This window comes from Kribbella sp. NPDC051936 (assembly GCF_040680955.1).
Classification (GTDB): domain Bacteria; phylum Actinomycetota; class Actinomycetes; order Propionibacteriales; family Kribbellaceae; genus Kribbella.
In genome coordinates, this window is the sequence record NZ_JBFAXS010000009.1 from 323,460 (window position 1) to 349,984 (window position 26,525).

Genomic DNA, 26,525 nt, shown 5'->3' on the forward strand with positions numbered 1-26,525 from the left:
TTGGAGGTCATGATGAGGTTCCGCCCAGGAGCCAGCGGACTCGCACTGCTGGCTGTCTGTTCCCTAACCCTCTCCGCGTGCAGCGCGGGCAGTCTCGGATCCAGCGACGACGCCGGTGGCAGCGGCTCGGTCGAGATCACGTACCTGACCACGAACCAGGATCAGGACATCAAGGAGGCCGAGCAGCTCGCCAAGGACTTCCACGCGAAGAACCCGAACATCACCGTCAAGGTCGACAGCCGGCCGGGCGGCACCGAAGGCGACAACATCGTCAAGACCCGGCTCTCGACCGGCGACATGCCGGAGGTGTTCAACTACAACACCGGGTCGCTGTTCCAGGCGATCGCGCCGCAGAAGAACCTGCTCTCGATCAACGACGAGCCCTACGTCGGGGACCTGGACGAGAACTTCAAGAAGACCGTGACCGCCGACGGCCAGGTGTACGGCGCGCCTGTCGGCGGGTTCATGGGCGGCGCGGTGCTGTACAGCATCCCGGTCTACCAGAAGCTCGGCCTCAAGGTGCCGACGACCTGGGCCGAGTTCATGGCCAACAACGCCAAGATCAAGGCCGGCGACCCCGGCGTCGCACCGGTGATCCAGACGTACGGCGAGACCTGGACGTCACAGCTGTTCGTGCTCGGCGACTTCCACAACGTCTCCGCGGCCGAGCCGGACTTCGCCGACAAGTACACCAAGAACCAGGCGAAGTACGCGACGTCGCCGGCCGCGATCAAGGGCTTCGAGCACACCCAGGCCGTCCACGACGCCGGCTACGAGAACACGGACTTCGCCTCCGCGAAGCTGCCGGACGGCCTGAAGATGCTTGCCACCGGCAAGGGCGCGCACTACCCGATCCTGTCCGGCGTGGTCGCGAACATGATCGCCACCTACCCGGACGCCGCGAAGTCGGTCGGCCTGTTCGCGTTGCCTGGTGACGACGCGAGCAAGAACGGCCTGACGCTGTGGACGCCGGGCGGACTCTACATCCCGAAGACCACGACCGGCGACAAGCTCGACGCGGCCAAGAAGTTCCTCGCCTTCGTCGCCAGCCCGGACGGGTGCAAGTCGCAGTCCGAGGCGGGCGCGCCGACCGGCCCGTACGCCGTGAAGGGCTGCACGCTCGGCGACAACGTGCCGCAGGCGATCAAGGACATGCAGCCGTACCTCGACAAGCCGGGCGGTTCGAGCCTCGCGCTCGAGTTCCTCTCGCCGGTCAAGGGCCCGTCGCTGGAGCAGATCACGGTCGAGGTCGGCTCCGGTATCCGCAAGGCCAAGGACGGCGCGGCCCGGTACGACGAGGACGTCAAGAAGCAGGCGCAGCAGTTGGGCCTGGAGGGCTGGTGAGGTCGGTGGCTGTGTCGATCTCCCAGGAGCACAGCAAGACCGCGACGGTCGCGAAGACCGGTAGCAAGGTGTACCGCCCGTACTCGTTCTGGTTCTATCTGCCCACCGCGGTGATCTACGCCGTGCTGTTCCTGATCCCGACGTTCGCCTCGTTCTACTACAGCCTGACGCGCTGGAGCCTGTTCGAGTCGAAGTTCATCGGGCTGGACAACTTCAAGCTGTTCTTCCAGGAGCCGGCGCTGGTCAAGGGTTTCACCAACACGCTGGTCTTCGCCGTCGTGACGTCGGGATCCAAGGTCGTGCTCGGTCTCCTGCTGGCTGTGCTGCTGACGTCGCAGATCGTCGGCCGCGGCTACCTGCGCTCGGTGGTCTTCTTCCCGGTGCTCGTCAGTACCGTCGGCGTCGGCCTGCTGTTCCAGGTGATGATGAATCCCGAACGGGGGATCATCAACGGGGCCCTCGGCGTCATCGGTATCGACGGGCCCGGGTGGCTCACCGACCCGAAGTGGGCGTTGCTGTCGATCGCCCTGGTCGACGTCTGGAAGGGCGTCGGCCTCGCGACCCTGATCTACATCGCCGGGATCGTGTCGATCCCACGCGAGTACATGGAGGCCGCCCGGGTCGACGGGGCCGGAGCGTGGGAGTCGTTCCGCCGGATCGTGCTCCCGCTGTGCAAGCCGGCCACGGTCACCGTGATCATCCTGTCCCTGATCGGCGGCCTGCGGTCGTTCGAGCTGATCTGGGCGATGACGCGGGGCGGCCCTGGCTTCACCTCCGACGTGATCTCGTCGGTGATCTACAAGCAGTACCAGGCCGGCTTCTACGGGCTGTCGACGGCCGGCAACGTGATCCTGTTCGTGGTGGTGACGGCGATCGTGCTGCCGCTCAACTGGTTCCTGAACCGCAAGGAGGTGGACATGTGAGCACCGCCGAACTCGTCAACCACCGGCCCGGCCGCAAGTGGGCGCTCAGCGTGGTCGCGATCCTGGCCTCGATCGTGGTGTTCATCATCCCGTTCGTGTTCATGCTGCTGACCGCGGTCAAGGACCGGCAGCAGGCCGCGGATCTCGACTTCTCCTGGCCGCATCAGTTCCAGTTCGTGCAGAACTTCGTCGACGTGGTCAAGGCCCGCGACTACATGCTGGTGATCGCGTTCATCAACAGCACCATCCTGACCGTCGTAAGTGTGGCCGGGATGGTGGTGCTGGCCGCGATGGCCGGCTTCGTGCTGCAGCGCCGGGCCAGCAAGTGGAACGGATTCATCAACTTCTTGGTGCTGTCCGGACTCATCATCCCGCCCGCCGTCGTGCCGACGATCTGGGTGCTGCAGAAGCTCGGGCTGTTCCGGACGATGCCGGGCCTGATCCTGATCGAGATCGCGTTCGGGCTGTCGTTCTGCATCCTGCTGTTCCGGGCGTTCGTCTCGACGATCCCGCGGGAGCTGGACGAGGCGGCGATCATCGACGGGGCGGGGCCGCTGCGGCTGTTCTTCGGCGTCATCTTCCCGCTGCTCAGATCGGTCATCATCACCGTGGTCGTGGTGCAGTCGGTCAACGTGTTCAACGACTTCGTGAACCCGCTGTACTTCCTGCCCGGCGACAAGAACGCCACCGTCCAGCTCACGCTCTACAATTTCTCCGGTCAGTTCTCCACGCAGTACAACCTGCTGTTCATGGACATCCTGCTGATCACGATCCCGCCGCTGATCATGTTCCTGTTCTTCAACCGGCAGATCGTCGCCGGCATGACCTCGGGAGCGATCAAGGGGTAGCGGGTTTGCGGACGAGGAGGGCGGCCTGGGCGGCGTCCTTCTCGGCCGGCAGGGCCGCGCGAGTCAGGCGGGCGACCTCGACGAACCCGGCGGCGGCGAGCAACTCGGCGACGTCGGCGATCTCGTACATGTACACCTCGAGGTCGATGTCGTGCCCGTACGCCTGTTTGAGCTCCCGATGGCCGTCGCCGACCTTGAACCCGTGCACCAGGACGCCGCCGGGCCGCAGCACCCGGAACAGCTCTGCGAAGGCCTTCGCGAGCTCGTCGCCCGGCGTGTGAACGAGCGAGTACCAGGCGAGGGCCCCGGCCAGCTCACCGTCCTTCAGGTCCAGGCCGAACAACGACCCGACCTCGAAGCGCAGCTCCGGATACTCCTTCCGGGCCACCTCGATCATCCCCGGCGTCAGGTCGACGCCGAACACGTCCAGCCCCTGACCGGCCAGGTACGTCGTGATGCGCCCGGTGCCGCATCCGAGGTCCCCCACCGGCCCGTCCTCGACCAGGCGGGTGAAGTACTCCAGCGCGCCGATCTCGAACGGATCGTCGCGGTGGTAGTCCTTCAGGATCGCGTGGTAGTCGGCGGCGGCAGCGTTGTAGGACCCTTGGATGTCGTTCACGCGAGGACTCTAGGCAGACCCTCCGACAGTTTCTCGTAGTCCGCGAGCGAGTTGTAGGCATGCGCCGACAGCCGGACGAACTTGCGCTCCTCGAACCCGGTAAAGGTGATCTCGGCCTTCAGCTCGCGCGAGACGCGCATCTTCAGCGCGTCGCCGCCGCTCAGGTCGACCGCGGGCGGCAGCTCGACCAGCCGCATCGTCGCCGGCGGGTGCACCACGTCGGCGACGCCGGTCCCGAGCGCCTTCGCGAGGATCTTCGCGCCCTCCTCGACCAGGGCGGTCAGCTGCGGACGACGGGCCGGCCAGTCCAGGTCGGCCAGGACCCGCAGCGACTCCGGCGCCGCGATCCACGGCACGTAGTCGTACGTCCCCTGCATGTCGAACCGCTCTGGCATGCGCTCGTCGTACTCGGACCAGGACACGATCAGCGGCATCGCGGCCGTCCGCCACCGCTCGGCGACGACCAGCCCGGCCGTGGCGCGCGGAGCGGCCGGCCACTTGTGGAAGTTGCCCGTCCAGAAGTCGGCGCCCGCGGCGGCCGGGGCATCGATCAGCGCCGGGGCGTGGGCGCCGTCGACCACGATCGGTACGCCGTGCGCGTGGGCGGTCGTCACCAGCGCGTCGATCGGGAACACCTTCGCCGTACCGGAGGTGATCTGGTCCACGATCAGCACCGAGGCGTCGTCCAGCTCGGCCGCGACCAGCGCGACCACGGTCTCGTCGTCCGCCTCGAGCGGGATCCCGACCGTTACCACCTCGGCGCCGCGCTCCTTCGCGAACCGCTCGGCGGCATAGCGCACCGCGCCGTACGCGTGGTCGGTGAGCACGATCCGGCTGCCGGCGGGGATCGGCAGCGTCTGGAGCGCGACGGTGACGCCGGCGCTCGCGTTCGGCACCAGGGCGAACCCGGCCGGCTCGGTCTCCAGGTACGAGGCGAGAGCGAGCCGGCTGGCCGTCAACCGGTCGGCAACCGTGCGGAACCAGACCATCGGGTTGGCGTCCATCTCGGTCCGCAGGGCATTCATCACCTCCTGCGTCCGGCGCGGCACGGCGCCGTACGAACCATGGTTGAGGTGCAGGACGCCGGGATCGAGGGTCCACAGGTCGGGGCGGGGGGTGAGTACCGTCACCAGCCAAACGGTACATACTTCTGGACGTGTACCCCTACCTCGACCACGACGGCCCGATCGCGATGGCTCATCGAGGCGGTGCGAAACACCCGGACAACATCGGCTACGAGAACTCGCTGCACGCGTTCCAGCACGCCGTCGACCTCGGGTACAAGTACCTGGAGACCGACCTGCACGCGACCAGCGACGGGGTCGTGGTCGCGTTCCACGACAAGGTCCTGGACCGGGTCACCGACCGCACCGGGGTGATCGCCGAGCTGCCCTGGTCGGAGGTCAGCAAGGCGAGGATCAACGGGCACGAGCCGATCCCCCGCCTGGACGAGCTGCTCGAGCACTTCCCGGACATCCGGTTCAACCTGGACATCAAGGCCGAGGGCGGCCTGGAGCCGGCCGCGAAGGTGCTGCAGGCCGCGAACGTGATCGACCGGATCTGCGTGTCGTCGTTCTCCCAGTCGCGGGTCCGGCGGATCCGCAAACTGCTCGGCCCCCGGCTGTGCACCGGGTACGGCGAGTGGGAGGCGGCGCTGATCCGGTTCCTGCCGTTCGCGCTGCCGTCGCGCGGCGCCTGCCTGCAGATCCCCGAGCGGTACCGCGCCTTCCACGTGCTGACGCCCGGCCTGATCCGGCGCGCGCACTCCCGCGGCAAGCAGGTCCACGTGTGGACGATCGACGACCCGGACACGATGCGCCGGCTGCTCGACGCCGGGGTCGACGGCATCATCACCGACCGCACCGACCTGCTCCGCGACGTACTGCGGGAGCGTGGTCAGTGGAGCTGAAGTGTTATCCGCGGGTACGCCGGATCGTCCCCGGGACCTGACACACTTCCGCGCATGGGAATCCTCTCCGCTCCGGCCGGCGTGGACAAGCGTGAGTACTGGGGCTTCAGCCTGTACGACTGGGCGAACTCCGGCTATGTCACCACGGTCGGCACGGTCCTGTTCGCGCCGTACCTGACCTCGGTCGCCGAGACCGCCGCCTGCGGGTACGCCGGGACCACGGACAAGCCGTGCCACACCAACCTCGACGTGCTCGGCCTCGGGATCTCCCCCGGCTCGCTCGCGTTCTACGTCGTGACGGTGGCCACGCTGGTCTCGGCGCTGTTCCTGCCGGTGGTCGGCGCGATCGCGGACCGGATGACCCGCAAGAAGCTCCTGATGTGCGGCTTTGCCTGGACCGGCGCGCTGGCGGCCGCCGGCATGGTGTTCGTCGGCGGCGGCCGGTGGGCGCTGGGGGCGCTGCTGCTGTTCATCGGCAACCTGTGTCTCGGCTCGTCGCTGGTGGTCTACGACTCGATCCTGATCGATATCGCGCCGCCCGATCAGCGCGACGCGGTCTCCTCCCGGGCCTGGGCCTTCGGGTACGCCGGCGGCTTCCTCCTGCTGCTGGTCAACCTCGCCGTGGTGACGGCACACGCCGCACTCGGGCTGTCCCAGGGAACGGCTGTGCGGCTCAGCCTTCTCAGTGCCGGGCTGTGGTGGGGTCTGTTCACCTTCTTCCCGTTCGTCCGCCTCCGTGACCGCCCGCCCGTGAGCGTCGTCCCGGTCCGCAGCGCCGGCCTCGTGCGCCAGAGCTTCGGGCAGCTCGCGGCGACGCTGAAGCACCTGCGCTCCTACAAGATGACGATGCTGTTCCTGATCGCGTACCTGTTCTTCAACGACGGGATCCAGACGGTCATCTCGGTGTCGTCGACGTACGGCGAGAAGCAGCTCGGGTTCGAGACCCAGGTGCTGATCGCGACCATCCTGCTCGTCCAGTTCGTCGCGTTCTTCGGCGCGCTCGCCTTCGGCCGGTTCGCCCAGCGGTACGGCGCGCACCGCACGATCGCCGGCGGCCTGGTGGTCTGGATCCTGATCGTGATCGCCGGGTTCCTGCTGCCCGCCCACCAGATCGCGCCGTTCCTGACCATGGGCGTCGCGATCGGGATCGTGCTCGGCGGCACGCAGGCGCTGTCCCGGTCGGCGTTCAGCCAGCTGATCCCGAAGGGCCGCGAGGCGGAATACTTCTCGCTCTACCAGGCCGGCGAGCGGGGTACGTCGTGGCTGGGCACGCTGGTGTTCGGGCTCGTCCACCAGCTCACCGGCTCGTACCGTCCCGCGATCGTCGCGCTCGGGCTGTTCTTCGTCATCGGCCTCGCGCTGCTGACCCGCGTCGACATGCGCCGCGGCATCGACGAGGCCGGCAACACCCAGCCCGCCGTCGTCTAGGCCGTTGTCCTGGCAGCTGTCCGGGCGGAGGCGCCCGTCCTGGTGAACGGGCGCCTCCGCGTCCTGGGGCTAGGCCGCGTTCGGCCCGACGTCGGCCGCGTTCAGCGGACGACGCGCTGGTGTGGCAGTCGAGTACTCGTCGGCGCCCACGTCGTACGGCGCTGTGCGGGTTTGCCCGTCGACGTCGTCGGTGACCTGACTCGAGTGGTCGACGCCGGCGGCGTTCACGGCGGCGCTGCCCGCACCGAGCCGGTACACGCCGTCGGAGCTCGCGGTCAGCTTCGGATCGGCCCGGGTGAACCCGGACGACGGGATGTTCCCGTTGGCCGCCTGGCCCCAGAGGATGTTCCCCGACCAGGTCAGGCCGCTGAGGTACGGCATGTCGACCAGGTCGCCGCTGTCGCCGACCATCAGGTTGTCGGAGACCGCGCACCCGAGCGGCGGGACGGTGCGTTGACTCTCGCCGACGAGCGCCTGCCCGTTGTTCCGCAGTGTGTTCAGCGTGATCGTGACCCGGTCCGGCGCATCGTTGCCGCGCCGGGAGTCGGACGGCTCGCCCTCGTAGTGGTCCCGCTCCGTGCCGCTGCCGAGCACCACGCCGGCGCCCGAGATGCCGCTGACGTAATTGTTCACGATCAGGTGGTCGTTGCCGTAGATCCGGATGCCGTTCGACCCGGACAGCAGGTAGTTGCTCTCGACCCGGTTGTCGTTGCCGTGCCGCAGCACCAGCCCGCCGGCCGACGAGCGGATCGTGTTGTACCGGATCGTGTTGCCGGACGACTTCACCGAGATCGCCTCGGGGTCGCCGTTGCAGCGCTCGAACAGGTTGTACTCGACCGTGGCGTCGGCGGTGCTGAGCGCGCGGCCGCTCACTCCGAGCCGGATCGGCTCGCCGCCGTTGGACCCGCTGAACGTGTGGTCGCGGAAGTAGTTGCGCAGGATGTAGGTGCGCTGCGCCATCGCCTCGGAGCCCGGTCCGTCGATCACCAGGTAGACGCCGAGCGTGGACTTGTCGTGGAAGACGTTGCGGTCGATCTTCGCGTCGTCGCCGCGGACCACGACCCAGTGCTCCGCGGCCGCGGCGAGGCCGAAGTCGTTGCGGGTCAGCCGGATCCGCGGGCAGTCGGCCGGGATCTCCAGCGTCGTGCTCTGCCGGAACGCGAACCCGCTGATCGTGATGTCCGACGATCCCGAGAACACGAAGCTCTGCGCGCCGGTCAGCGTCACGCCGCCGCGGCTCTGCGCCACGATCGTGATCGGCGAACCGCTGCTGCCGTGCCGATTGGCGATCGTGATCGGCGATCCCGACGGTACGGCGTACGAGCCGTTGGCCAGCGTGATCGTGGTGCCGGCGGTGGCGCTGTTGATTGCCTGCTGCAACTCGGCGAGCGACGTCACTGTCGCCTGCTCCCGGGCCAGCGCCGGACGGGCGCCGACCAGGGAGAGGGCGACGACGCCACTGCCCGCCAAGAAGGTACGACGGTCCATGACGAGTCTCCTAGCTGTTGGGGCGGTACAACTTTCGGTACTCGCTCGGGGTCACCGAACTCACCTGTCGGAAGACCTTCGAGAAATAGGACTGATCCATGCCGACGGCGGCCGCGATCTCCTCCATCGGGCGTGCGGTCGCCACCAGCTCACGCTGGGCCCACTCGATCCGGGCCCGCTTGATGTACTGCTTCGGCGACAGGCCGAACTCGGTCCGGAAGTGCCGCAGGAATGCCGGCAGGTCGTAACCGAAGTGGGCCGCGAGCTCCTCGACGCTCGGCAGCGTGGCGAGGTTCTCCTGGATGTACTGCACGATCCCGGACTCGCTCGTCTGCCGCTCCGACAGCCTGACCGAGCCGGGCGGCGCACTGTCGAGGTAATGCGCGAACAGGGCCGTCAGCGCCGAGCGCAGCCGCAGCGGCGTCGCGAGTCCGGGCGGGTCCCGGTCGGCAGCGCCGACCTGTTCGAACAGCGCCGCGGCCTCGTCGGGTGCCTTGCTCGGCACGATGTACGGCAGCGTCAGCATCTCGCCGATGTCGCGGTCGCCGATCAGCGCGTTGAAGTGCAGCCAGTGCTTGCGGAACACGTTGTCGCTGATCGTCTCGTACGACACCGGCACCTCGGCCGGCAGGTAGACCAGCTCGCCCGGCCGCGGGTACAGCTCCTCGTCACCGACGACGAGGCGCCCTTCACCTTCCAGGATCAGGTACAGCCGCGAGAACGGATCGGGCTGCAGCGGCCGGGACCACTCGCGGTGCACCTTGGTGATCCGGGCGGCGACGACCAGGTCCAGCCGCAACCGGTCGAGATACGTCCGGATGATCTCCTGCTCTCCTACCGCTGTCTTGGTGGTCATCGGGCGTGCGGTCCCACGTCGGTCGAGGTCAGCGGGCGGTACTTCGCATGCCGCGGCGAGTACTCGTCCGCGCCGACGTCCGCTGCCCGTCCTGTCCGGTGGTCCCCGTCCAGATCGGTGGCCACCTCCGGGTACGACCGGGACGCCGCGTCGATCGCGGGGCTGCCGGCCGTGAGCCGCCGTACGCCGTCGGGTCCGGCCGCGAGTAGCGGGTCGGCGCGGGTGAAACCGGCCGCGGGGGCGTTGCCGTCCGCGCCCTGTCCCCAGTGGAGGTTGCCTGACCAGGTGATGCCGTCCTGGAACGGCATGTTCACCAACTGCCCGTTGTCTGCCACCAACAGATTGTCCGTCACCGCGCACTCCAGGGGCGGGAGGGTCCGATGACTCTCACCGGACACGGCGGAGCCGCAGTCGAGCACCGTGTTCAGCGCGATCCGCACCCGGTCCGGTGCGTCGTTGCCGGTGCGGGACTTCGGCGGCTCGCCCGGGTAGTGGTCCCGGACGTTGCCGCTGCCCAGGACGACGCCGGAGCCGCTGATCCGCTCGAGGTAGTTGTTCACGACCAGGTGGTCGTTGCCGTAGATCCGGATCCCGTTCTGCCCCGACAACAGGTAGTTGCCCTCGACCCGGGTGCCGTTGCCGTGCCGCAGCACGATCCCGCCCAGGCTGTCGCGGATCGTGTTGTGCCGGATCGTGTTGCCCGACGACTTCACCGAGATCGCCTCCGGGTCGCCGTTCGCCCGCTCGAACAGGTTGCGCTCGACCACCGCGCCGGCCGTGGACAGCGCGCGTGGACTGACCCCGAGCCGGATCGGCTCGCCGCCGTTGTCCCCCGGGAACGAGTGGTCGCGGAAGTAGTTGCGGTGGATGCGAACCCCGGCCGCCATCTGGTCGGTACCGGCGCCCTCGACGCCCAGATAGATGCCGAGAGTGGACTTGCCGTGAATCTCGTTGTGGTCGAATTCGGTCTGGTCGCCCCGGATCATCACCCAGTGCAGACCCTCGACGTCGGCCAACTGGAAGTCGTTGCGGGTCAGCCGGATCCGCTTGCAGTCGGGCGGTACGTCGAAGGTCGAGGTCTGTCCGCGGAACGCGAACCCGCTGATCGTGACGTCCGACGACGCGCTCAGCACGAAGCTCTGCGCACCCGTCAGGACGACCCCGCCGACGGACTCCGCCCGGACGACGATCGGCTCGTCGCAGGTACCGCGCTTCCCGGTGATCGCGATCGGCGCGGACAGCTCATAGGTGCCGTCGGCAACCGTGATGACGCTGCCCGGCACGGCGTGCCCGATCGCCGTCTGCAATTCGTCCGGCGACCGAACGAGCCGGCCCCGCGCATCGGCTGCCGCCGGAAGCGTCCCGGCGGCTGCCACCAGGCCGGACACCCCCGCGACCCCGGTGGTTGCCAGGAAGGTACGACGATCCATGTCTCACCCCTTGAGTGCGCCGGAGGTCAGCCCTCGGGCGAACGAACGTTGGAAGAAGAGGAACACCAGCACGGACGGGAGCAGGGCCAGCAAGGACGCGGCGAGGACGACGCCGGGTGTCACGGCCGGATCGATCCGCAGTGTCCGCAGCGCGAGCGGCAGCGTGTACGCCGACGAGTTCTGCGCGACCAGGAGCGGCAGCAGGTACTGGTCCCAGATCATCGTGAAGCCGAACACGCCGATCACGCCGAGCGCCGGCTTGCACAGCGGCAGGATGATCTGCCCGAAGATCCGCAGCTCCCCCGCACCGTCGATCCGGGCCGCCTCCTCGAGCTCGCGCGGAACGTCCTTCATGAACTCGGTCATCACCAGGATCGAGAACGCCCAGGCGCCGAGCGGGACGATCATGCCGGCCAGCGTGCCCATCAGGTTCAGATGCACCAGCGGCAGGTCGGCGAGCACCAGGGTCAGCGGCAGGGCGAGGATCTCCTCGGGCAGCATCATCGTGGCCAGGATCGCGACCATCACCAGCGTCATCAGCGGGAACTTCTTCCGCGCCAGCGCGTAGCCCGCCAGTACCGACACCGCCACCTGGAGCAGCAGCCCGAACCCGACCACGAAGAACGAGTTCAGCAGGTACCGCAGGACGCCGTGGTCGAAGGCGATCCGGAAGTTGTCGAGCGTCGGCGTCCTCGGTACGACGCTCAGCTGGGTCGGATCCGAGACGTGGTTGAACGAGCCGACGAGCAACGCGAGCAACGGGCCCGCGAAGACCGTGAACAGCCCGGCGTAGATCACGAACTTCGCGAGCCGGGCGCCGATCCCCTTGCTCTCGGTGAGCCCCAGCGCGGTCTCGGTGGCGGCGCTCATGCGGCCCTCCTTCGTCGCAGCAGCTGGACGCACACGGTCAGCACGAGCGTGGCCGCGAACAGCAGCACCGCGCCGGCCGACCCGACACCGAGCCGGCTCTGCTCCAGGCCCAGCTTGTAGATCAGCGTCATCACGACCTCGGTCGAGCCGTTCGGCCCGCCGTTGGTCAGCAGGAACACCTCGGTGAACGTCCGGAACCCGCGGACGGCCGCGAGCACGAACAGGATCGCGAACACCGGTCGCAGCCCGGGCAGCGTCACGTGCAGGATCCGCTGCCGCGTCGACGCGCCGTCGACCGTCGCCGCCTCGTACAGCCCGCGGTCGATCCCCGCCAGCCCGGCGAGGAAGATCATCATGTCGTACGGCGCTCCACGCCAGATGCCGGTCACCGCGATCGAGGCCAGCGACGTGTGCGGGTCGTTGATGAACCCGGACGGGCCGAGGCCGACCAGACCGATCACCTGGTTGATCAGGCCGTCGCCCGTCGGGTGGTACATGATCCGCCACAGCTCGGCGACCACGGCCAGCGGTACGACGACCGGCAGGAACGCCGCCGACCGGACGAAGGTCAGCTTGCGGGTCTGCCCTTCCACCAGTAGCGCCAGGCAGAAGCCGAGCAGCATCGATCCGAACGTCTGCCCGACCGCGAGCACGATCGTGTTCCACGCGGCGGACCGGAAGCCGTCCGAGCCCAGGACCTCGGCGTAGTTGGCGCCGCCGACCCAGCTGTTGCCCAGGTACGGCCGGACTTCCTGCACCGACATCCCGATCGCCTGCGCCATCGGGATGAACTTGAAGTACACGAACAGCACCAGCGCCGGGGCGAGGAACAGCCACGGCACCCACCACTGCCCGTCCCGGAGCCTCTGGCGAGGCCGGTTGACAGCCGCCGGCGCGACCTGCGCCGGGGCCGTCAACCGGGTTGCCTCACGCACACTCATGACGCGTTGACGCCCTGCTGGCTGAGCGTGTCGGTCAGCTTCTGGTCGAGCTTCTTCAGCTCGGCGTCGACGTCCAGGCCGCAGTCCGCGATCAAGGCGTTCACCGTGTCGGCGGTGCTTTGGCGGACCGGCGTCCAGTTCGGGATGGACGGGGCGTAGCGGCCGTGCTCGCGGTACACGTCCGCGTACAGCTTCCACCGCGGGTCGGGGCGGACCGTGGTGATGTCGACGCTCTTGTTGACCGGCAACTGCACGATGAAGGCCTTCTCGCCCTCCATGCCGATCTTCTGGCCCTCGGCGGAGATCGCGTAGCCCGCGAAGGCGTTCTGCGCGGCCTCGTTCTTCGAGCCCGCCATCAGGTAGACGCTGCCGCCCTCGGCGAGCACCGTCGAGTCCTTCGGGCCCTTGGGCATTGGCACGACCTCGTACTTGTCCTTGCCGAGCGACGAGTCGAAACGCGGCATCAGGTACGGGCCGACGACGTACATCCCGGTCTTGCCGGCCTCGAACGTCTCGTTGGTCGGCGGCGTGTCCATCGTCGCCGCGCCCGGCTGGACCACCTTCGACGTGCAGGCGAGGTCGCGGAACCACTTGGTCGCGGCCACCGACTCCGGGGTCGACATGGCGGGCTTGTACTTGCCGTCGCTCTGCTTGGCGACGAAGTCACCGCCGGCCGCCCAGAGAAAGTTCGAGAAGTACCACGACGCGTAGCCGCGCTTGGTCGAGCCCGGCACCGCCAGGCCGTACGTGTCGGCCTTGCCGTTGCCGTCCGGGTCCTGGGTGGTGAAGGCCTTCGCCAGGGCGACCATCTGGTCCCAGTTCGCCGGTGCGGTCAGGTTGACCTTCTTCAGCCAGTCCTTGCGGATCAGCAGCGCGGAGGCCTGCGCGGAGTACGGGACGCCGTACGTCTTGCCGTCGGTGGCGCGTGCCGCGGCCAGCGCCGGCTCGAGCAGCTGGTCGCTGCCCTTGATCGCGGACAGATCGACCTCGCGGACGATCCCCTGGCTGACCATCGTGCCCAGCTGGGACGAATCGTTCATCACGATGTCCGGCAGGTCCTTCTGCGCCGCCCGCTGGGACAGCTTGGTCTCGAAGTCGTCGAAGATCGCCGTGACCTCGACCTTCTGCCCCGTGGCCGCCTCGAAGGCCGCCGCCAGCTTCTTCATCCCCTTCTCGCCGTCGCCCCCCGGCGTGGTGCGCGCCCACAGCTCCAGCGGCGCCGACGGATCCTGCTCGGCCTTCCCGGCCCCACCCCCACCGCAGGCGGTAACCGTCAGGGCAAGCCCCACCCCCGCAGCCATGAATCTGAACGACCTGATCACCGACACAGTCCTGCCCAACTTCCGACTCGAGAGACTCAATTTGTACTTTTTGAGCCTCATTTCGTCGCAAGATAGCGCTTTCCAAACCACGACGTCAATGACTCATCCGATCTCTGCCGGCCGCGGGGGCGTCGGGCTCGGGGTGGACCGTCGCAGCTAGGCCGGCAGGACGGAGGCGACGAAAGCGCGGACCTCGGCCGGGGTTGGGCGGGTTCCGGTGCGGTCGGCGAACAGGAGGTGGGTGGTGCCGATCAGCGTCAGGCCGAGGACGTCGGTGTCGGCGCCGGGTGATATCCGGCCGTAGGTCTGCTCGGCGGACAGGTAGTCGCGGATCGCCTGCCCGGCCTCGGTCAGGATCGGTACGCCGACGGGCACCGCCTCCCGCAAGCGGGCACGAAGACCGTCGCGCGAGATGGTCAGGCTGACGACCGCCACCGCGACCGACCCGAACAGATCGGTCAGCATCGTGGTCAGATTGTCGACGACACTCCCCTGCCCCGCGGACTTCAGCAGCGCCTCGGCCCGGGCGTCGAGCCGCCGGATCCGGTCCAGGACGAGCTCGGCGAGGAACCCGTCGAAGTCCGTGAAGTGCTTGTGCAGCACGCCTTTCGCGCACCCGGCCTCGGTGGTCACGGCCCGGCTGGTGAGCGCCTCCGGCCCGTCCCGCAGCAGCACCCGCTCAGCCGCGTCGAACAGCTGTTCCCGCGCATCGCGCATCGCCACGCCGGTCGGCATACACACATCCCTTGACACAAGTGGGCACCTGCCCACTAGCGTGGGCGCATGCCCACTCTACCGCCGCAACCCCATCAGAACCGCGCCATGGCCGAGTCCTTCGGCGCCGACGCGGCCCTGTACGACCGGGCGCGCCCCCGCTACCCGGACGCCCTCATCGAGACGATCGTCGCCGCGGCGCCCGGGCCTGATCTGCTCGATGTCGGCTGCGGGACCGGCACCAGCTCCCGCCAGTTCCAGGCAGGCGGCTGCACTGTGCTGGGTGTCGATGTGGACGAGCGGATGGCGGCGTACGCGCGCTCCACCGGGGTCACCGTCGAGGTCTCGCCCTTCGAGTCCTGGGACGCGGCCGGCCGCACGTTCGACGCGCTCGTCGCCGGGATGACGTGGCACTGGATCGACCCCGCGATCGGTGCCGAGAAGGCCGCCGACGTGCTCCGCCCCGGCGGGATCTTCGCCGTTTTCTGGTACGTCCTCCAGCCGCCCGCCGATCTCGGCGCGGCCTTCGCCGACGCGTTCCCCGGCGGTCCGGCAAGCGCGGCCGCGCCGCAGGCGGCGTACCAGCAGATCGTGGACCGGACCGCCGACGGCCTCGCCGCGACCGGCGCGTTCACCGGTCTCGAGCGTCCGGCCTTCTCCTGGACCCGCGAGTACACCCGCGACGAGTGGCTGGACCAGCTTCGCACCAGCGGCCTGGCGAAACCGCTCGCCGACGCCGGCGAACTCGAGAACGTCCTGACCAGAACCGGAGCCGCGATCGACGCCGTCGGAGGCGCCTTCACCCTCGACTCGTCCGCGGTGGCCCTCATCGCCACCCGGAGCTGACGTGCGCCCGGCCGGGGTGCTGGCCGGGCGCACGTGATCGGGTCAGCGCGACGACGGGGACGCGCTCGGGTTGTTGCGGAAGCCGCCGCCGAAGGAGCCTTGGCGGACGGTGTTCGCGGTGATGGTGCCGTTGGAGTTCTTGCCGCTGACGACGACCTGCTCGCCGGCCTTCAGATCCGCCGCGGTGCCTTTCGCGGTGATCTCGTACGTCGTGTCGCCGGTGAGCTTGACCGTGACGTTGCCGGACTGCGTCTTCACGACCAGCTCGGAGCCGCTCGCCGACACGACCGTACCGATGGTGCCGCCGCCCTGGCCGCCGCCCTGCCCACCGCCCGGGTACTGGCCCGGCGCGTTCTGGCCGCGGAACCCGCCGTACCCGCCGGCGCCGCGCCCACCGGCCTGCGGCTGGTTCGACGAGCTGTCGGAGGCGAAGGCCGCGTGCAGCCCGGCGCCGCCGCCGAGCCCGATCGCGAGGACGACGATGCCGGTCAGGATCGCTGTCGCCAGCGGCAGGTTGAGGGTCTTCTTCGGCTTCAGCGCCGCGTCGACCTCCTCGTCGGACCCGATCTGGGCGAACTCGTCGGGCGTCTGGTTACTCATCTCAAAGGCCTCTCACTCATGACGTAGCGCATCGATGGGACGGAGGCCGGCGGCTCGGTGCGCCGGCATGCTGCCGAAGAACAGGCCGACCGCCGCGGACACGCCGAGCGCGAGTCCGATCGACGACGGCACCAGCACGGGCTGGACGCCGGCCAGCTGGAAACGGGTGACGATCAGCGCGGCCCCGACGCCGACCGCACCGCCGATCAGGCTGAGCAGCGTCGCCTCGATCAGGAACTGGCCGAGCACGGTCCGCCGGCGCGCGCCGAGCGCCTTGCGGATCCCGATCTCCCGGGTCCGTTCGGTGACCGTGACCAGCATGATGTTGGTGACCCCGATCCCGCCGACGACCAGGCTGATCGCGGCCACCGTGGCGAGCAGCGCGGTGAACGTCGCCGCCGTGTCCTGGCTGGTTTGCAGGATCTGCGCCGAGTTCGTGATCCGGAACGGCGACGTCTCGGTCGCCGGCACCTGATGCCGCGCGGTCAGCAACTGCGTGACCTCGGCCTGTGCGGCGTCGACCCGGTCCTGGCCCGCCGCCTGGACGACGATCTGGCTGAGGGCGCCGTACCCGGCCTGGGTCGCCCGGAGCGTGTTGATCGGGACGATCGCGGTCGCGTTCGGGTCGTTGAACCCGGTGCTGTCCTTGCCGGCCAGTACGCCGAGCACGGTGAAGTCGACCGCGCCGAGCTTGATCGTCTGGCCGACCGCGCTCGCGGGCCGGGTGAACAGCTCGGTCGCCGCGGTCTGCCCGAGCAGGATGACCCGGCGCGAGCCGTCCACGTCCGCCTGCGTGAACGAGCTGCCGATCTGGACCGGCGTGTTGGTGGCCGGCAGGTACGCCGGGGTCGTACCGATCACCTGGTTGACGGTGTAGCTCGTGTCGCCGTTGGTCGCCGTACCGGAGCTCGTCATCACCGGCGCCACCGAGGACACGTCCGGGGCCAGGTCCTTGTCGGTGAGCGCCGCGGCGTCGTCGAGCGTGAGGCTGTACTGCTGGTTGGCCGGGCCGGCCTGGCCGCGGACGAAGCCGCCGCCACCGCCTGTGGTGGAGACCGTCAGCAGGTTCGTGCCCATCGCCTCCAGACGGTCCTGCACCGCCTTGCCGGAGCCGTTGCCGACCGCGACCAGCACGATCACGGCGCCGACGCCGATCGACACCCCGAGGACGGTCAGCAACGATCGCAGCTTGTTGGCGGTGAGTCCGCGGAGCGCGGCGCCCATCAGGTCGCGAGGTGACATCAGCCGGTCACCTCGTCGGAGACGATCCGGCCGTCCGAGACGTGGACGAGTCGCCGCGCCCGGGCGGCGACCTCGTGCTCGTGGGTGATCACGATGATCGTGCGGCCGCCCGCGTGCAGGTCGTCGAACATGCCCAGCACCTCGTCGGTCGAGTGGGCGTCGAGGTTGCCGGTCGGTTCGTCGGCGAGCAGGATCCGCGGGCCGGTCGCGAGCGCCCGGGCGATCGCGACCCGTTGCTGCTGGCCGCCGGACAGCTGGTTGGGCCGGTGACCGGTGCGGTCGGCCAGGCCGACCATCTCGAGGGCGCGGTTGGCCCGCCGGCGCCGTTCGGCCCGGCGCAGATGGGCGTAGGTGAGCGGCAGCTCGACGTTCGCGAGCGCGGTGGTCCGCGGGATCAGGTTGAACGACTGGAAGATGAACCCGATCTTCCGGCCGCGGACCAGGGCCTGCTGGTCCTCGCTCAGCCGGGCCACGTCGCTGCCGTCCAGCCAGTACTCCCCACGGGACGGTACGTCGAGGCAGCCGAGGATGTTCATCAACGTCGACTTGCCGGATCCGGACGAGCCCATCACCGCGACGTACTCGCCCGCCTCGACCCGCAGCGACACGCCCCGGAGAGCATGGACCGCGGTCTCGCCCTGGCCGTACGTCTTGGTGACGTCGCGGATCTCGATCAGGGACTCAGCGGCCACGGAAACCTCCGGCGCCGTTCCCCTGGCCGAGGCCGCCGGCCGGGAACTGGCCGCCGCCCGGCTGCTGGCCCTGCCGGTTCTGGCCGTTCTGGGTCCCGCCGATCGCGCCCTGCAGGAGCTCGATCTGATCGCCTTCGTTCAGGCCCGACGTGATCTGGGTGTAGCTGTCGCCGCGGACGCCGACCTGCACTTCACGCGTCCCGCTGCCGTCGGCCATCGTGACCGTGTACGTCGTACCGCTGGCGGCGATCGCGGTGCTCGGCACGTAGAGGGCGTCGGCGGCCTTCGCGGTCTGGACCGTGACGTTCGCGGTCTGGCCGATCCGGGCGTTGGCCGGGAGCTTGGCGAGGCTGAAGGTGGCCGAGTACGACACCACGCCGTTGGTGGTGGTCGGGGTCGGCGAGACCGTCGCCAGGGAGGCGGTCAGCGTCGTACCGGGCTCGGCGTTCAGGGTGACCGTCGCGGTCTGGCCGGCCTTGATCTTGATCGCGTCCGCCTCGGCGAACGCGGCCACCACCTGGAGCGACTTCAGGTCGGCGATGTCGACGAACCCGGTGCCGGAGGTGGTGGTGGAGGTCGAGGTTGAACCTTGACCTGAGGTCGAACCCTGCCCGCCGCTCCCCGAGCTGGAACCTGAACTGGAGCTCGAACCGCCGGCCACCGAGCCGACCCCTCCGTTGACCGCCGTGATGGTGCCGGCGATCGGCGCCTTCAGCGTGGTCGCGTCGACCGCGGCCTCGGCGGCCTCGACGTTCTGGTCGGCCTGCTCCTTGTCCGCCTTCGCCTTCGCCAGGCTCGCCTCGGCGTTGCTGACGGCAACTTCCGGACTCTGACTCTGTCCTTGACCTTGAGACTGCTGGGTCTGCTGCTGGCCGGCGGTCGGCGTGGGGGTCGGCGAGGCCGATGCCTCCTCGGCCGCCTCCAGCGCGTCCTGTGCGTCGCTCAGCGTCTCGCCGGCCGCGGTGACCGAGTTCGCGGACGCGATCTGGTTCTGCTGGGCGATCCGCAATTGCCGCTCGGCGGCGGACGGGTCGACCTTCGCGATCGCGGCGCCCTTCGCCACCACCTGACCGACCTTCACCAGCACCTGGGTGACCGTGCCGGAGGTCTCGAACTGCGGCGACGCGGTCTGCGAGCTCTGCAGGGTGCCGCTCGAGCTGACGCTCGCCGTCACCTCACCGCGCTGCACGGCCGCCGTCGGCCGGGTCGCGCTCGCGGCCGGTGGATCCTTCTTGAAGAACAGGAAGTAGGCGGTGACGGCGATGGCGAGCACGATGGCCACCAGGGCCACGTTCACGAAACTGAGGCCACGGAGCTTGTGGCGGGGTAGCACCATGGACGCAGAGGCTAGGGACGATTACTGAGGAGGAGATCCTCGATTCCTGGCAACAGGCTGTGAACCAGGTAGCGATTCGGTGCGTCGTACGTCGGGCGGTTCGCGACGGACGGCACAGTGCGGGATCTCTACGGGATCTGTACGGGATCTGTACGGGATCTGTGAACAGTCGATGACAGCAGGTCACGACGGTGCTGTCAGGTGCGAACATATGGCTCGGACATGCCAAAATGGGAATGATCCGGGCCGGCCGACCGTTGGCACGGATGACGATCTCGGAGGTTTGACATGTCTAATCGCGTACTGCGTGGTTCGGGGCTGGGTGGGGTCAGCTTCGAGGATGACCGTGGTGTCGAGTTCGCGCCGCGCCAGATGATCACGTATGACTGCCCCCGCGGCCACGTGGTCGAGGTGACGATGGCGCACGACGCCGAGGTGCCCGCGGTCTGGGAGTGCCCGCACTGCGGCAGCGAGGCCGCCCGGTCCACCGGCGAGAAGCCGGAGCCGAAGCAGGAGAAGCCGGCCCGTACGCACTGGGACATGCTGCGCGAGCGCCGGAGCATCTCGGAGCTGGAGGAGCTGCTGGCCGAGCGGGTCGAGCTGCTCCGCAAGGGCGAGATCGGCCCGGCGCACCTGCACCGGACCAAGCGCACCGCCTGAACCACCGGGAACCCTCATCGCAACGGCGCGGTGGGGGTTTCTTCTTGATCTCATTTGCCTAAAGGCTTTAGGCAAATGCATAATGAGATATGGCAAGAGCGGGGTTGAGCGGCGAGCGGCTGGCACGGGCCGGGGCGGAGCTGGCCGACGAGGTCGGGTTCGAGGAGGTCACGGTCTCGGCGCTGGCGCGGCGGTTCGGTGTCCAGGTGGCGAGCCTGTACTCGCACGTCCGCAACTCCGACGACCTGAAGACCCGCATCGCCACCGTCGCTCTCACCGAACTGGCCGATGAAGCGGCCGCGGCGGTAGCAGGCCGGGCCGGACAGGACGCTCTCACCGCCCTGGCAGACGTCTACCGCGCCTACGCGCAGTCCCACCCCGGCCGCTACGCAGCCTCCCGCTACACCCCACCCGACGCTCAGGCGACGACCACAGACTTCGTGGCCGCTGGGAAGCGGCATTCGGAGCTGATGCGGGCCGTTCTGCGCGGCTACGACCTGGACGAGCCCACACAGACAGACGCCGTACGACTGCTGGGGAGCTTCTTCCACGGTTACGTCACGCTCGAGCTCTCCGGCTCCTTCAGCTACAGCGGCCCGCCGAGCGCCGACAGCTGGCCCCGCATCCTGCACGCCATCGACACCCTCCTCCGCACCTGGCCCGAGAGGCAATCCTCGTGATCACCACCCCCATCACCCTCGACCTGCTCCGCGGCGCCCTGGACCTCGAGCAGACCGCCCGCGGCGTCCTCCCGCACCGCCTCCCGGCCTGGGCGCGAGCGCAGTACGACGACAGCCAGATGGCGATGGTCGACTCACAGCCCTCCGGCGTACGCCTCGTCTTCCGCACCAGCGCGACCGCGATCGAGCTCGACACCCTTCCGACGAAGCGCGACTACACCGGCGCTCCCCCGCGCCCCGACGGCGTGTACGACGTCCTGGTCGACGGCCGGCTCCACACCCAGCTGACGGCAGCGAGCGGCGACGTCATCACGATCGACCTGGCGACCGGCGCCACCGAGACCCGCGAAGGCCGGCCGCAGACGCTACGAGTGACCGGGCTGAGCGCCGCACCGAAGACTGTCGAGATCTGGCTGCCGCACGACGAGACCACCGAACTCGTTGCCCTGCGCACCGACGCGGCGGTCGAGCCGGTCCCGGCGAGTCGCCCGACCTGGCTCCACCACGGCAGCTCGATCAGCCACGGCTCCAACGCGGCGCACCCGACCGGCACCTGGCCGGCGCTCGTCGCCGCACAGTCCGGCGTGGAGCTGGTCAACCTCGGCTTCGGCGGCAGCGCGTACCTGCAACCGTTCATCGCGCGCACGATCCGCGACACGCCCGCCGACCTGATCAGCCTGAAGCTCGGCATCAACATCGTGAACTCCGACAGCCTCCGGCTCCGCTCGTTCACCCCGGGCGTCCACGGCTTCCTGGACACCATCCGCGACGGTCACCCGGACACGCCGCTCCTGGTCGTCTCCCCCATCCTCTGCCCGATCCACGAGCACACCCCCGGTCCGACCGGCTGGGACCTCGCCGCACTCGCCGCCGGCGAGCTCCGCTTCACCGCGACCGGCAACCCGGACGAGGTCCCCGCGGGCAAGCTCACGCTGTCGGTGATCCGCGCCGAGCTCGCCCGCATCGTCACCCAGCGAGCCCTCACCGACCCGAACCTCCACTACCTCGACGGCCGCGAGCTGTACGGCGTAGCGGACAACCTGGCCCACCCACTCCTCGACGACCTCCACCCCGACGCCGCCACCCACGAACTACTGGCCACCCGCTTCACCCACCACGCCTTCGGCCCCAAGGGCCCGTTCACCCAGTGACGCGCGTCCCGCCCGCCGGACGGTCAGTAGCGGGCGAAGTCCTCCAGGCGGTGGAGGTCGGTGCGGCCGCGGTTGGTGGTAACGGCGTCGTCGGTGATGTCCTCGACGTCGTCCCAGGGCAGGTACCAGACCTCGCCCAGGCGCCAGTGCACGAGCCGGCGGAGCAGTTCGGGACCGACGTGCCGCTCGTAGCCGAACAGTCGCGTAGCGCGGTTCTCCACGACGATGAGGCCGTCGACCCGCAGCGCGCGCTGCATCGAGACCAGCATCGGTCCGTCCTGGACCAGGCGGACATCCGCGACGCCGCCGATCACGCCCCCGTGGGTGTCCAGGACGCGGCGTCCGAGCAGGTCATTCAGTCGCATCGCCGGCTCCTGGGATCTTGGCGATCACGTGGTTCTCGACCCAGTCGTCGTAGTAGTCGAGATCGAGGTCCTCGACGACGACCGTCACCGCGGTGTCGATGGCGGCGATCCGCCGTGCCGTGATCCGCTCGCGGCCGGTGATCAGCGCGGCCACCACCGGCGGGTCGGCGTCCAGGTCGAGTTCGACGTCGTCGATCTTCCCGGCCAGGTGCCCGTCGGCTTGGTCGATCAGTTGCCGGTCGAGCAGATGCAGCTGTGCGTGCAGCACCCGTCCCGATGTGTCAGGCGTCCGAGGCATGGTCACTGCCCGCCCTTCGTGATGATCATCAGCGGTATGGCCGCCAGCGACGCAACGACCAGCAGGGCCAGGTAGACCAGGCCGAACGCGTTACGCACCGGACCGTTGGTCTCCTTGCCGACGTAGTCGGGATCGTTGGCGACGATCAGAATCGGGAGGTACGTGAGCGGCAGCGCCATCGCCGCGAACACCACGGAGTACTCCGTCACCAGCACCGGATCGACCGAGGTGAGCAGCGTCAGCATCGCCAGCACGATGCACACGATCATCACCACATGGAACCGCGACGCCTCGCGCGGCCGCACCAGCTTTCCCCACTGCCAGCCGCGGTACTGCGCGATCGTGTAGCCGCACGACAGCGCCGTCTCCAGCGCCGCGCCGAAGGTCGCCGCGAACACGCCGATCAGCACGATCGCCAGGCCGATCTTGCCGAGGGCAACCGCCACCGGCAGCGTCACCTGCCCCAAGGTCCCGACCTGGATACCCGCCGGCAGGAACAGCACCGCGGTGCAGCCCATGATCGCCAGCGACAGGATCCCGCCGAGCGGGAACCCGACGAACACGTTGGACCGCGCGGTCACCAGGTCCCGCCGCGTCCACTTCTCCTCGACTCCTCCGGACGAGAAGAAGAACACCTCGTACGGCGTCATCGCCGCACCGAACAGCGCGATCGCGAAATATGCGTACGTCGACCAGACCTCGTGCCCGATCGGATGCGGCCGGGTTGCCTGGTGCAACAACTCGCCCCAGTCCGGTCCGAGCTTGAACAAGGCGACCGCGAACACCACCAGCAGCAGCCCCATCAGCCCGAAGACCTGCTCCAGCCGGGAGAACTTGACCCGCCAGATCACCAGCCACACCGCGAACGCGGCCAGCGGCATCCAGAGCAGGTAGTTCACGCCGCTCGCGAGTTCGAACGCGAGCGCCACCCCGCCGATCTCGGCGATCAGCGTCAGCAGCGTGACCAGGAACGACGCCACCAGCGTCAGCAGTCCGGTTCGCGGTCCGAGCCGCTCACGGATCAGGTCGAACACGGGCCGCCCGGACATCGCCACGACCCGCCCGCACATCTCGGCGTACAGGCAGATCCCGATCACGCCGACGATCACCACCCACGCCAGGTGCAGGCCGAACCGGGCGCCGACGAGCGCGTTCGTGACCAGGTCGCCGATGTCCACGAAGCCGCCGATGGCGGTCAGGATCCCGAGGGTGACACCGAGCACCTTCTTCACTGCGCGAGCTCCCCGATCCGGCTCAGGTCCGTCGCCGACTGCCGGAGCGCGGGCAGTTGCTGTTCGGCCGCGGCCAGGTCGTCGTTGCCGAGCGCGATCCGGACCGCGGTCACCGTGGTCTGCGCGTCGTCGAGGGTCTTGGTGACCTGCTCGTAGAGCCGCGTCGAGGTCGGCGTCGACGGTTGCTGCGCGGAGAACGAACTGGCCGCCGTCTCGACGCCCTTCTCGGCGTCCTTGACGATCTGCCCGGCGGACCGGGTCCACAGGTGCTGCGCCCGCAACTGCTCGACTGCCAGCCGCGTGGTGCTCACCTCGGAGGCGGCGGAACGCGCCGACTGGGCGGCAGCCGATCGGAGCTTCTGGTCCGGGCTACCGCAACCGCTCAGAATCAGGATCGTCAGCAGCATGATCGCCACTGCTCGCCGCATGCTCACCGTCCCCGGTCCGATAGTCGTACGACGGCCCGGTACCCACAAGCATGCCGTGATCAGTCGTTCGCTTCGCCGCCGACGCGAGCGCCGGCTGCAAGCGCCGGATCGCTTCGAGGTGGCTGTGTGTCCAGAGGATCCTGATCGCGGTGGGCGTCGCCTGGCCGTCGCGGTCGTACAGGTCGCGCCGTACGGCGTCGATCAGGCGGGCCTTGGTCTCGTGATCGTGCTCCAGCGGGTCGGGTACGGGGCCTTGGCCGTCCACGCTGCGGGCGAGTGTCGCGTACCACTGCAGCAGCCGATCCGCCGACGCGAGTAGCGCGGACTGGGCCGCCGCGCGATCGTCCGACGGCGGGCGGCCGTCGGCGTACCGTTCCCAGAGCTCGAGTACGGCGTCCGCGGCCAGGCGGATCCCGACCACACCGGTGACGAGCGCCGTCATCTCGCTCAACGGCACCGGCTTCGCTCCGCGCTCGGTGAGATACGTGCGGAACGTGTCGTCCAGCCGGCGCGCCGCGGCCGCTGCCCGGCGACCGTCCTGCGGTGCCGACGGTCCGGGCCCGCAGCAGGACACGGCGTACCCGACGACGCTGACCAGGTACTGCGCGCTGTCGACGTACGCCTCCGCGAGCGCCTTCCCGACCGCGGTCGACGCTCCTCGCGGCCAGAACAGCAGGCCGACGAGCAAGCTCACCGCGCAGCCGAGCGCGATGTCCTCGATCCGGAACAGGATCAGCGACCAGCCCTCCGGCTGCGCAATGTTGAAGAGGATCACCAGCGTGACCGTGAACGCGGCCTGACCGGTCGCGAACGAGATCGCCGCCGGCACGATGCCCGCGATCAGCACCGCGACGGGGAGCAGGATCCACAGCACCACACTGTTGTCGCCGATGACGAACAGGAGGCCGGCGCCGATGAGCGAGCCGACAACGGTGCCGCCGACGGCGCGGTACGCGTTCTGGCCGGTGTTGAGCGCGTTGGATCGAAGCACCGACAGCGTGCCGAGGATGACCCAGAAGCCGTGCTGGACGCCGGTGAGGTTCGCCAGCGCCACCGCGGCCGCGAGCCCGGCCGCGCCGCGGATGCTGTTGTGCAGCCACACCGAATGCCGTTCCAGATGCGCGGCAGCACGTTCGGCGGCGCTGGTGACCGGTCCCGTCAGCGAGCGCGGCTCTCGCCCGAGCAGGCGATCGGTCCAGCTCCGCTGGTCGGCGATGCGGGCGGACTCCACGTTCTGCGCGATCAGCATGACCGCGAAGCCGATCTCCTGCGCGCGGAACGACACGTTCAGGCTGCCCATCAACGCGGCTGGTGAGCCGTACGCCGACGGCAGCCGGGCGACCGCGCCCTCCTCCAGCCCCGTCACGGCATCACGCAGTACGCGCGTCGCCTCGGCCAACCCGTCGACCGCGAGCCGTGGATCCTCGAGCAGCTCCGCGCTGCGTTCCAGGACGTCAGCGGCCGCGAGGTGAACCGCGGCCGACTCCGTGTCGCTGCCGGGAAGCACCGCGGGACGCGAGTCGCCGAGGATCGCGCTCAGCCAGGTCAGTTCGTCGACGAGCCGCACCAGCGCCCTGGACCCGGTCGACAGGCCGGTCGGCCGGTACGGCGTCGCGGTGAACGTCCGCCGCAGCTCGTCGATGAGAGCCGCCGTGCGCTCGGTCCGTACGGCGCACACCTCGAGCGTGTCCCGCGCCTCGGAACGCAGCTGTGCCGCCGCCGCTCGGCAGACCCGGGCGGCCGGCGCCGCGAGCGGATCGACCCACGGCCTCGGCCACAGGAACCTGACCGCAAGGACCGCGCCCGCCGCGGCGATCGCGACACCGGCGAGCCGGTCCGGCAACATCGCGAGCGGACCGGGTGTGGCCACCGAGAGGATGAAAGCGAGCAGCAACGACGTACCGGCGCCGGCCAGGACCGAGCTGACCACCCCGGAGAACAGGATCACGAAGCCCACGACAGCGGTGGTGACGACCGCTGTCCAGACGGACCGGCCCGCCAACGTCCCCACCGAGACCAGCACGAGCCACGCCATCGCGAGCTGCACCTGTGCGCGGAGTCGTTGCACTTTGGAGCCCGGGAAGTCGACCAGCAACAGCATCGCGAACGCCCCGAACGCGGCGAACGTCGCCACCGTCGGCGCGTGCAGAACCTTGGCACAGAACGCGAAGAGCGCCGGCATCACGATCGCCGTGCGCGCCGCCCGCCGCGTCGCTCCCAGCCCTGGATCCCGCGCCCGCAGCCAGGCGACGAGGCGCCGACCGAGCATCACCACCCGCATCCCGCCTCTCGCCGAGCCCGAT

At 69.3% G+C, this 26,525-nt stretch carries 27 protein-coding genes; 9 read left to right on the forward strand and 18 right to left on the reverse strand.

Features of this window, described 5'->3' with window-relative positions; genetic code table 11:
- Positions 1-9 precede the first annotated feature (9 nt).
- Genes AB0L64_RS31900 through AB0L64_RS31910 form a run of 3 tightly spaced genes read left to right on the forward strand, consistent with a single transcriptional unit; the run spans position 10 to position 3,115 of the window.
- Entirely contained in the window at positions 10-1,344 is a 1,335-nt protein-coding gene (locus tag AB0L64_RS31900; RefSeq protein WP_363716161.1) for an extracellular solute-binding protein, read from the forward strand.
- Entirely contained in the window at positions 1,341-2,267 is a 927-nt protein-coding gene (locus AB0L64_RS31905; RefSeq protein ID WP_363716163.1) for a sugar ABC transporter permease, read from the forward strand. Before AB0L64_RS31900 ends, AB0L64_RS31905 begins: the two co-directional genes overlap by 4 nt.
- Positions 2,264-3,115 (forward strand): carbohydrate ABC transporter permease, encoded by an 852-nt coding sequence (locus AB0L64_RS31910; RefSeq protein ID WP_363716165.1) that lies wholly within the window; start codon positions 2,264-2,266, stop codon positions 3,113-3,115. The genes AB0L64_RS31905 and AB0L64_RS31910 overlap by 4 nt, the downstream gene beginning before the upstream one ends.
- Here AB0L64_RS31910 and AB0L64_RS31915 read toward each other — a convergent pair.
- Both AB0L64_RS31915 and AB0L64_RS31920 read right to left on the reverse strand, forming a co-directional pair.
- Positions 3,105-3,734, reverse strand: a complete 630-nt coding sequence (locus AB0L64_RS31915) for a class I SAM-dependent methyltransferase (protein WP_363716167.1) — start codon at positions 3,732-3,734, stop codon at positions 3,105-3,107. The genes AB0L64_RS31910 and AB0L64_RS31915 overlap by 11 nt on opposite strands.
- On the reverse strand, positions 3,731-4,864 hold the full coding sequence (locus AB0L64_RS31920) for an aminotransferase class V-fold PLP-dependent enzyme (RefSeq protein WP_363716169.1): 1,134 nt from the start codon (positions 4,862-4,864) through the stop codon (positions 3,731-3,733). Before AB0L64_RS31920 ends, AB0L64_RS31915 begins: the two co-directional genes overlap by 4 nt.
- Before the next feature lie 26 nt (positions 4,865-4,890).
- Between AB0L64_RS31920 and AB0L64_RS31925 the strand changes: the two genes are divergently transcribed.
- Together AB0L64_RS31925 and AB0L64_RS31930 are read left to right on the forward strand one after the other, a co-directional pair.
- Positions 4,891-5,643, forward strand: a complete 753-nt coding sequence (locus AB0L64_RS31925) for a glycerophosphodiester phosphodiesterase (RefSeq protein ID WP_363716171.1) — start codon at positions 4,891-4,893, stop codon at positions 5,641-5,643.
- 54 nt (positions 5,644-5,697) lie between these two features.
- On the forward strand, positions 5,698-7,071 hold the full coding sequence (locus AB0L64_RS31930) for an MFS transporter (RefSeq protein WP_363716173.1): 1,374 nt from the start codon (positions 5,698-5,700) through the stop codon (positions 7,069-7,071).
- A 69-nt stretch (positions 7,072-7,140) separates the two neighbouring features.
- On the opposite strand, the gene AB0L64_RS31935 is transcribed toward AB0L64_RS31930, so the two are convergent.
- The 7 genes from AB0L64_RS31935 to AB0L64_RS31965 all read right to left on the reverse strand — a co-directional run bounded on the left by AB0L64_RS31935 (position 7,141) and on the right by AB0L64_RS31965 (position 14,713).
- Complete coding sequence (locus AB0L64_RS31935) at positions 7,141-8,559, reverse strand: polysaccharide lyase 6 family protein (RefSeq protein ID WP_363716175.1); 1,419 nt, start codon at positions 8,557-8,559, stop codon at positions 7,141-7,143.
- A gap of 10 nt (positions 8,560-8,569) precedes the next feature.
- The gene (locus tag AB0L64_RS31940; RefSeq protein ID WP_363716177.1) at positions 8,570-9,415 is read right to left on the reverse strand and encodes an AraC family transcriptional regulator; all 846 of its coding nucleotides are present in this window, start codon (positions 9,413-9,415) and stop codon (positions 8,570-8,572) included.
- Complete coding sequence (locus AB0L64_RS31945) at positions 9,412-10,845, reverse strand: polysaccharide lyase 6 family protein (RefSeq protein WP_363716179.1); 1,434 nt, start codon at positions 10,843-10,845, stop codon at positions 9,412-9,414. The genes AB0L64_RS31940 and AB0L64_RS31945 overlap by 4 nt, the downstream gene beginning before the upstream one ends.
- A gap of 3 nt (positions 10,846-10,848) precedes the next feature.
- Entirely contained in the window at positions 10,849-11,715 is an 867-nt protein-coding gene (locus AB0L64_RS31950) for a carbohydrate ABC transporter permease (RefSeq protein WP_355692679.1), read from the reverse strand.
- Positions 11,712-12,656 (reverse strand): sugar ABC transporter permease, encoded by a 945-nt coding sequence (locus AB0L64_RS31955; protein ID WP_363716182.1) that lies wholly within the window; start codon positions 12,654-12,656, stop codon positions 11,712-11,714. Before AB0L64_RS31955 ends, AB0L64_RS31950 begins: the two co-directional genes overlap by 4 nt.
- Entirely contained in the window at positions 12,653-13,957 is a 1,305-nt protein-coding gene (locus AB0L64_RS31960; RefSeq protein ID WP_363716184.1) for a sugar ABC transporter substrate-binding protein, read from the reverse strand. The genes AB0L64_RS31955 and AB0L64_RS31960 overlap by 4 nt, the downstream gene beginning before the upstream one ends.
- A 177-nt stretch (positions 13,958-14,134) precedes the next feature.
- Positions 14,135-14,713, reverse strand: coding sequence for a TetR family transcriptional regulator (locus AB0L64_RS31965; RefSeq protein ID WP_363716186.1), 579 nt, complete (start codon positions 14,711-14,713; stop codon positions 14,135-14,137).
- A 48-nt stretch (positions 14,714-14,761) separates the two neighbouring features.
- Here AB0L64_RS31965 and AB0L64_RS31970 point away from each other — a divergent pair, with 48 nt between their 5' ends.
- Complete coding sequence (locus tag AB0L64_RS31970) at positions 14,762-15,538, forward strand: class I SAM-dependent methyltransferase (RefSeq protein ID WP_363716188.1); 777 nt, start codon at positions 14,762-14,764, stop codon at positions 15,536-15,538.
- Between the two features lie 42 nt (positions 15,539-15,580).
- Here the strand turns inward: AB0L64_RS31970 and AB0L64_RS31975 are convergent, their stop codons facing one another.
- The 4 genes from AB0L64_RS31975 to AB0L64_RS31990 are packed head-to-tail and all read right to left on the reverse strand — an operon-like array spanning position 15,581 to position 19,408.
- Positions 15,581-16,138, reverse strand: coding sequence for a hypothetical protein (locus AB0L64_RS31975; RefSeq protein WP_363716190.1), 558 nt, complete (start codon positions 16,136-16,138; stop codon positions 15,581-15,583).
- Between the two features lie 12 nt (positions 16,139-16,150).
- Positions 16,151-17,380 (reverse strand): ABC transporter permease, encoded by a 1,230-nt coding sequence (locus tag AB0L64_RS31980; protein ID WP_363716192.1) that lies wholly within the window; start codon positions 17,378-17,380, stop codon positions 16,151-16,153.
- Positions 17,380-18,072: an ABC transporter ATP-binding protein gene (locus tag AB0L64_RS31985; protein WP_363716194.1), complete on the reverse strand. Its 693-nt coding sequence runs from the start codon at positions 18,070-18,072 to the stop codon at positions 17,380-17,382. The genes AB0L64_RS31980 and AB0L64_RS31985 overlap by 1 nt, the downstream gene beginning before the upstream one ends.
- Positions 18,062-19,408 (reverse strand): HlyD family efflux transporter periplasmic adaptor subunit, encoded by a 1,347-nt coding sequence (locus AB0L64_RS31990; protein ID WP_363716196.1) that lies wholly within the window; start codon positions 19,406-19,408, stop codon positions 18,062-18,064. The genes AB0L64_RS31985 and AB0L64_RS31990 overlap by 11 nt, the downstream gene beginning before the upstream one ends.
- Positions 19,409-19,696: 288 nt before the next feature.
- Here AB0L64_RS31990 and AB0L64_RS31995 point away from each other — a divergent pair, with 288 nt between their 5' ends.
- The 3 genes from AB0L64_RS31995 (at position 19,697) to AB0L64_RS32005 (ending at position 21,899) form a co-directional block, all read left to right on the forward strand.
- The gene (locus AB0L64_RS31995; RefSeq protein ID WP_130448290.1) at positions 19,697-20,068 is read left to right on the forward strand and encodes an RNA polymerase-binding protein RbpA; all 372 of its coding nucleotides are present in this window, start codon (positions 19,697-19,699) and stop codon (positions 20,066-20,068) included.
- A gap of 89 nt (positions 20,069-20,157) precedes the next feature.
- Positions 20,158-20,748 (forward strand): TetR/AcrR family transcriptional regulator, encoded by a 591-nt coding sequence (locus AB0L64_RS32000; RefSeq protein WP_363716198.1) that lies wholly within the window; start codon positions 20,158-20,160, stop codon positions 20,746-20,748.
- Positions 20,745-21,899: a GDSL-type esterase/lipase family protein gene (locus AB0L64_RS32005; RefSeq protein WP_363716200.1), complete on the forward strand. Its 1,155-nt coding sequence runs from the start codon at positions 20,745-20,747 to the stop codon at positions 21,897-21,899. The genes AB0L64_RS32000 and AB0L64_RS32005 overlap by 4 nt, the downstream gene beginning before the upstream one ends.
- 23 nt (positions 21,900-21,922) lie before the next feature.
- On the opposite strand, the gene AB0L64_RS32010 is transcribed toward AB0L64_RS32005, so the two are convergent.
- The 5 genes from AB0L64_RS32010 to AB0L64_RS32030 are packed head-to-tail and all read right to left on the reverse strand — an operon-like array spanning position 21,923 to position 26,503.
- Positions 21,923-22,264: a hypothetical protein gene (locus AB0L64_RS32010; protein WP_363716202.1), complete on the reverse strand. Its 342-nt coding sequence runs from the start codon at positions 22,262-22,264 to the stop codon at positions 21,923-21,925.
- On the reverse strand, positions 22,251-22,562 hold the full coding sequence (locus tag AB0L64_RS32015; RefSeq protein WP_363716204.1) for a hypothetical protein: 312 nt from the start codon (positions 22,560-22,562) through the stop codon (positions 22,251-22,253). Before AB0L64_RS32015 ends, AB0L64_RS32010 begins: the two co-directional genes overlap by 14 nt.
- 2 nt (positions 22,563-22,564) lie before the next feature.
- On the reverse strand, positions 22,565-23,794 hold the full coding sequence (locus AB0L64_RS32020; RefSeq protein ID WP_363716206.1) for a divalent metal cation transporter: 1,230 nt from the start codon (positions 23,792-23,794) through the stop codon (positions 22,565-22,567).
- Positions 23,791-24,222, reverse strand: a complete 432-nt coding sequence (locus tag AB0L64_RS32025) for a hypothetical protein (RefSeq protein WP_363716208.1) — start codon at positions 24,220-24,222, stop codon at positions 23,791-23,793. The genes AB0L64_RS32020 and AB0L64_RS32025 overlap by 4 nt, the downstream gene beginning before the upstream one ends.
- Positions 24,164-26,503, reverse strand: coding sequence for an FUSC family protein (locus AB0L64_RS32030; RefSeq protein ID WP_363716210.1), 2,340 nt, complete (start codon positions 26,501-26,503; stop codon positions 24,164-24,166). The genes AB0L64_RS32025 and AB0L64_RS32030 overlap by 59 nt, the downstream gene beginning before the upstream one ends.
- Between the last annotated feature and the right edge of the window lie 22 nt (positions 26,504-26,525).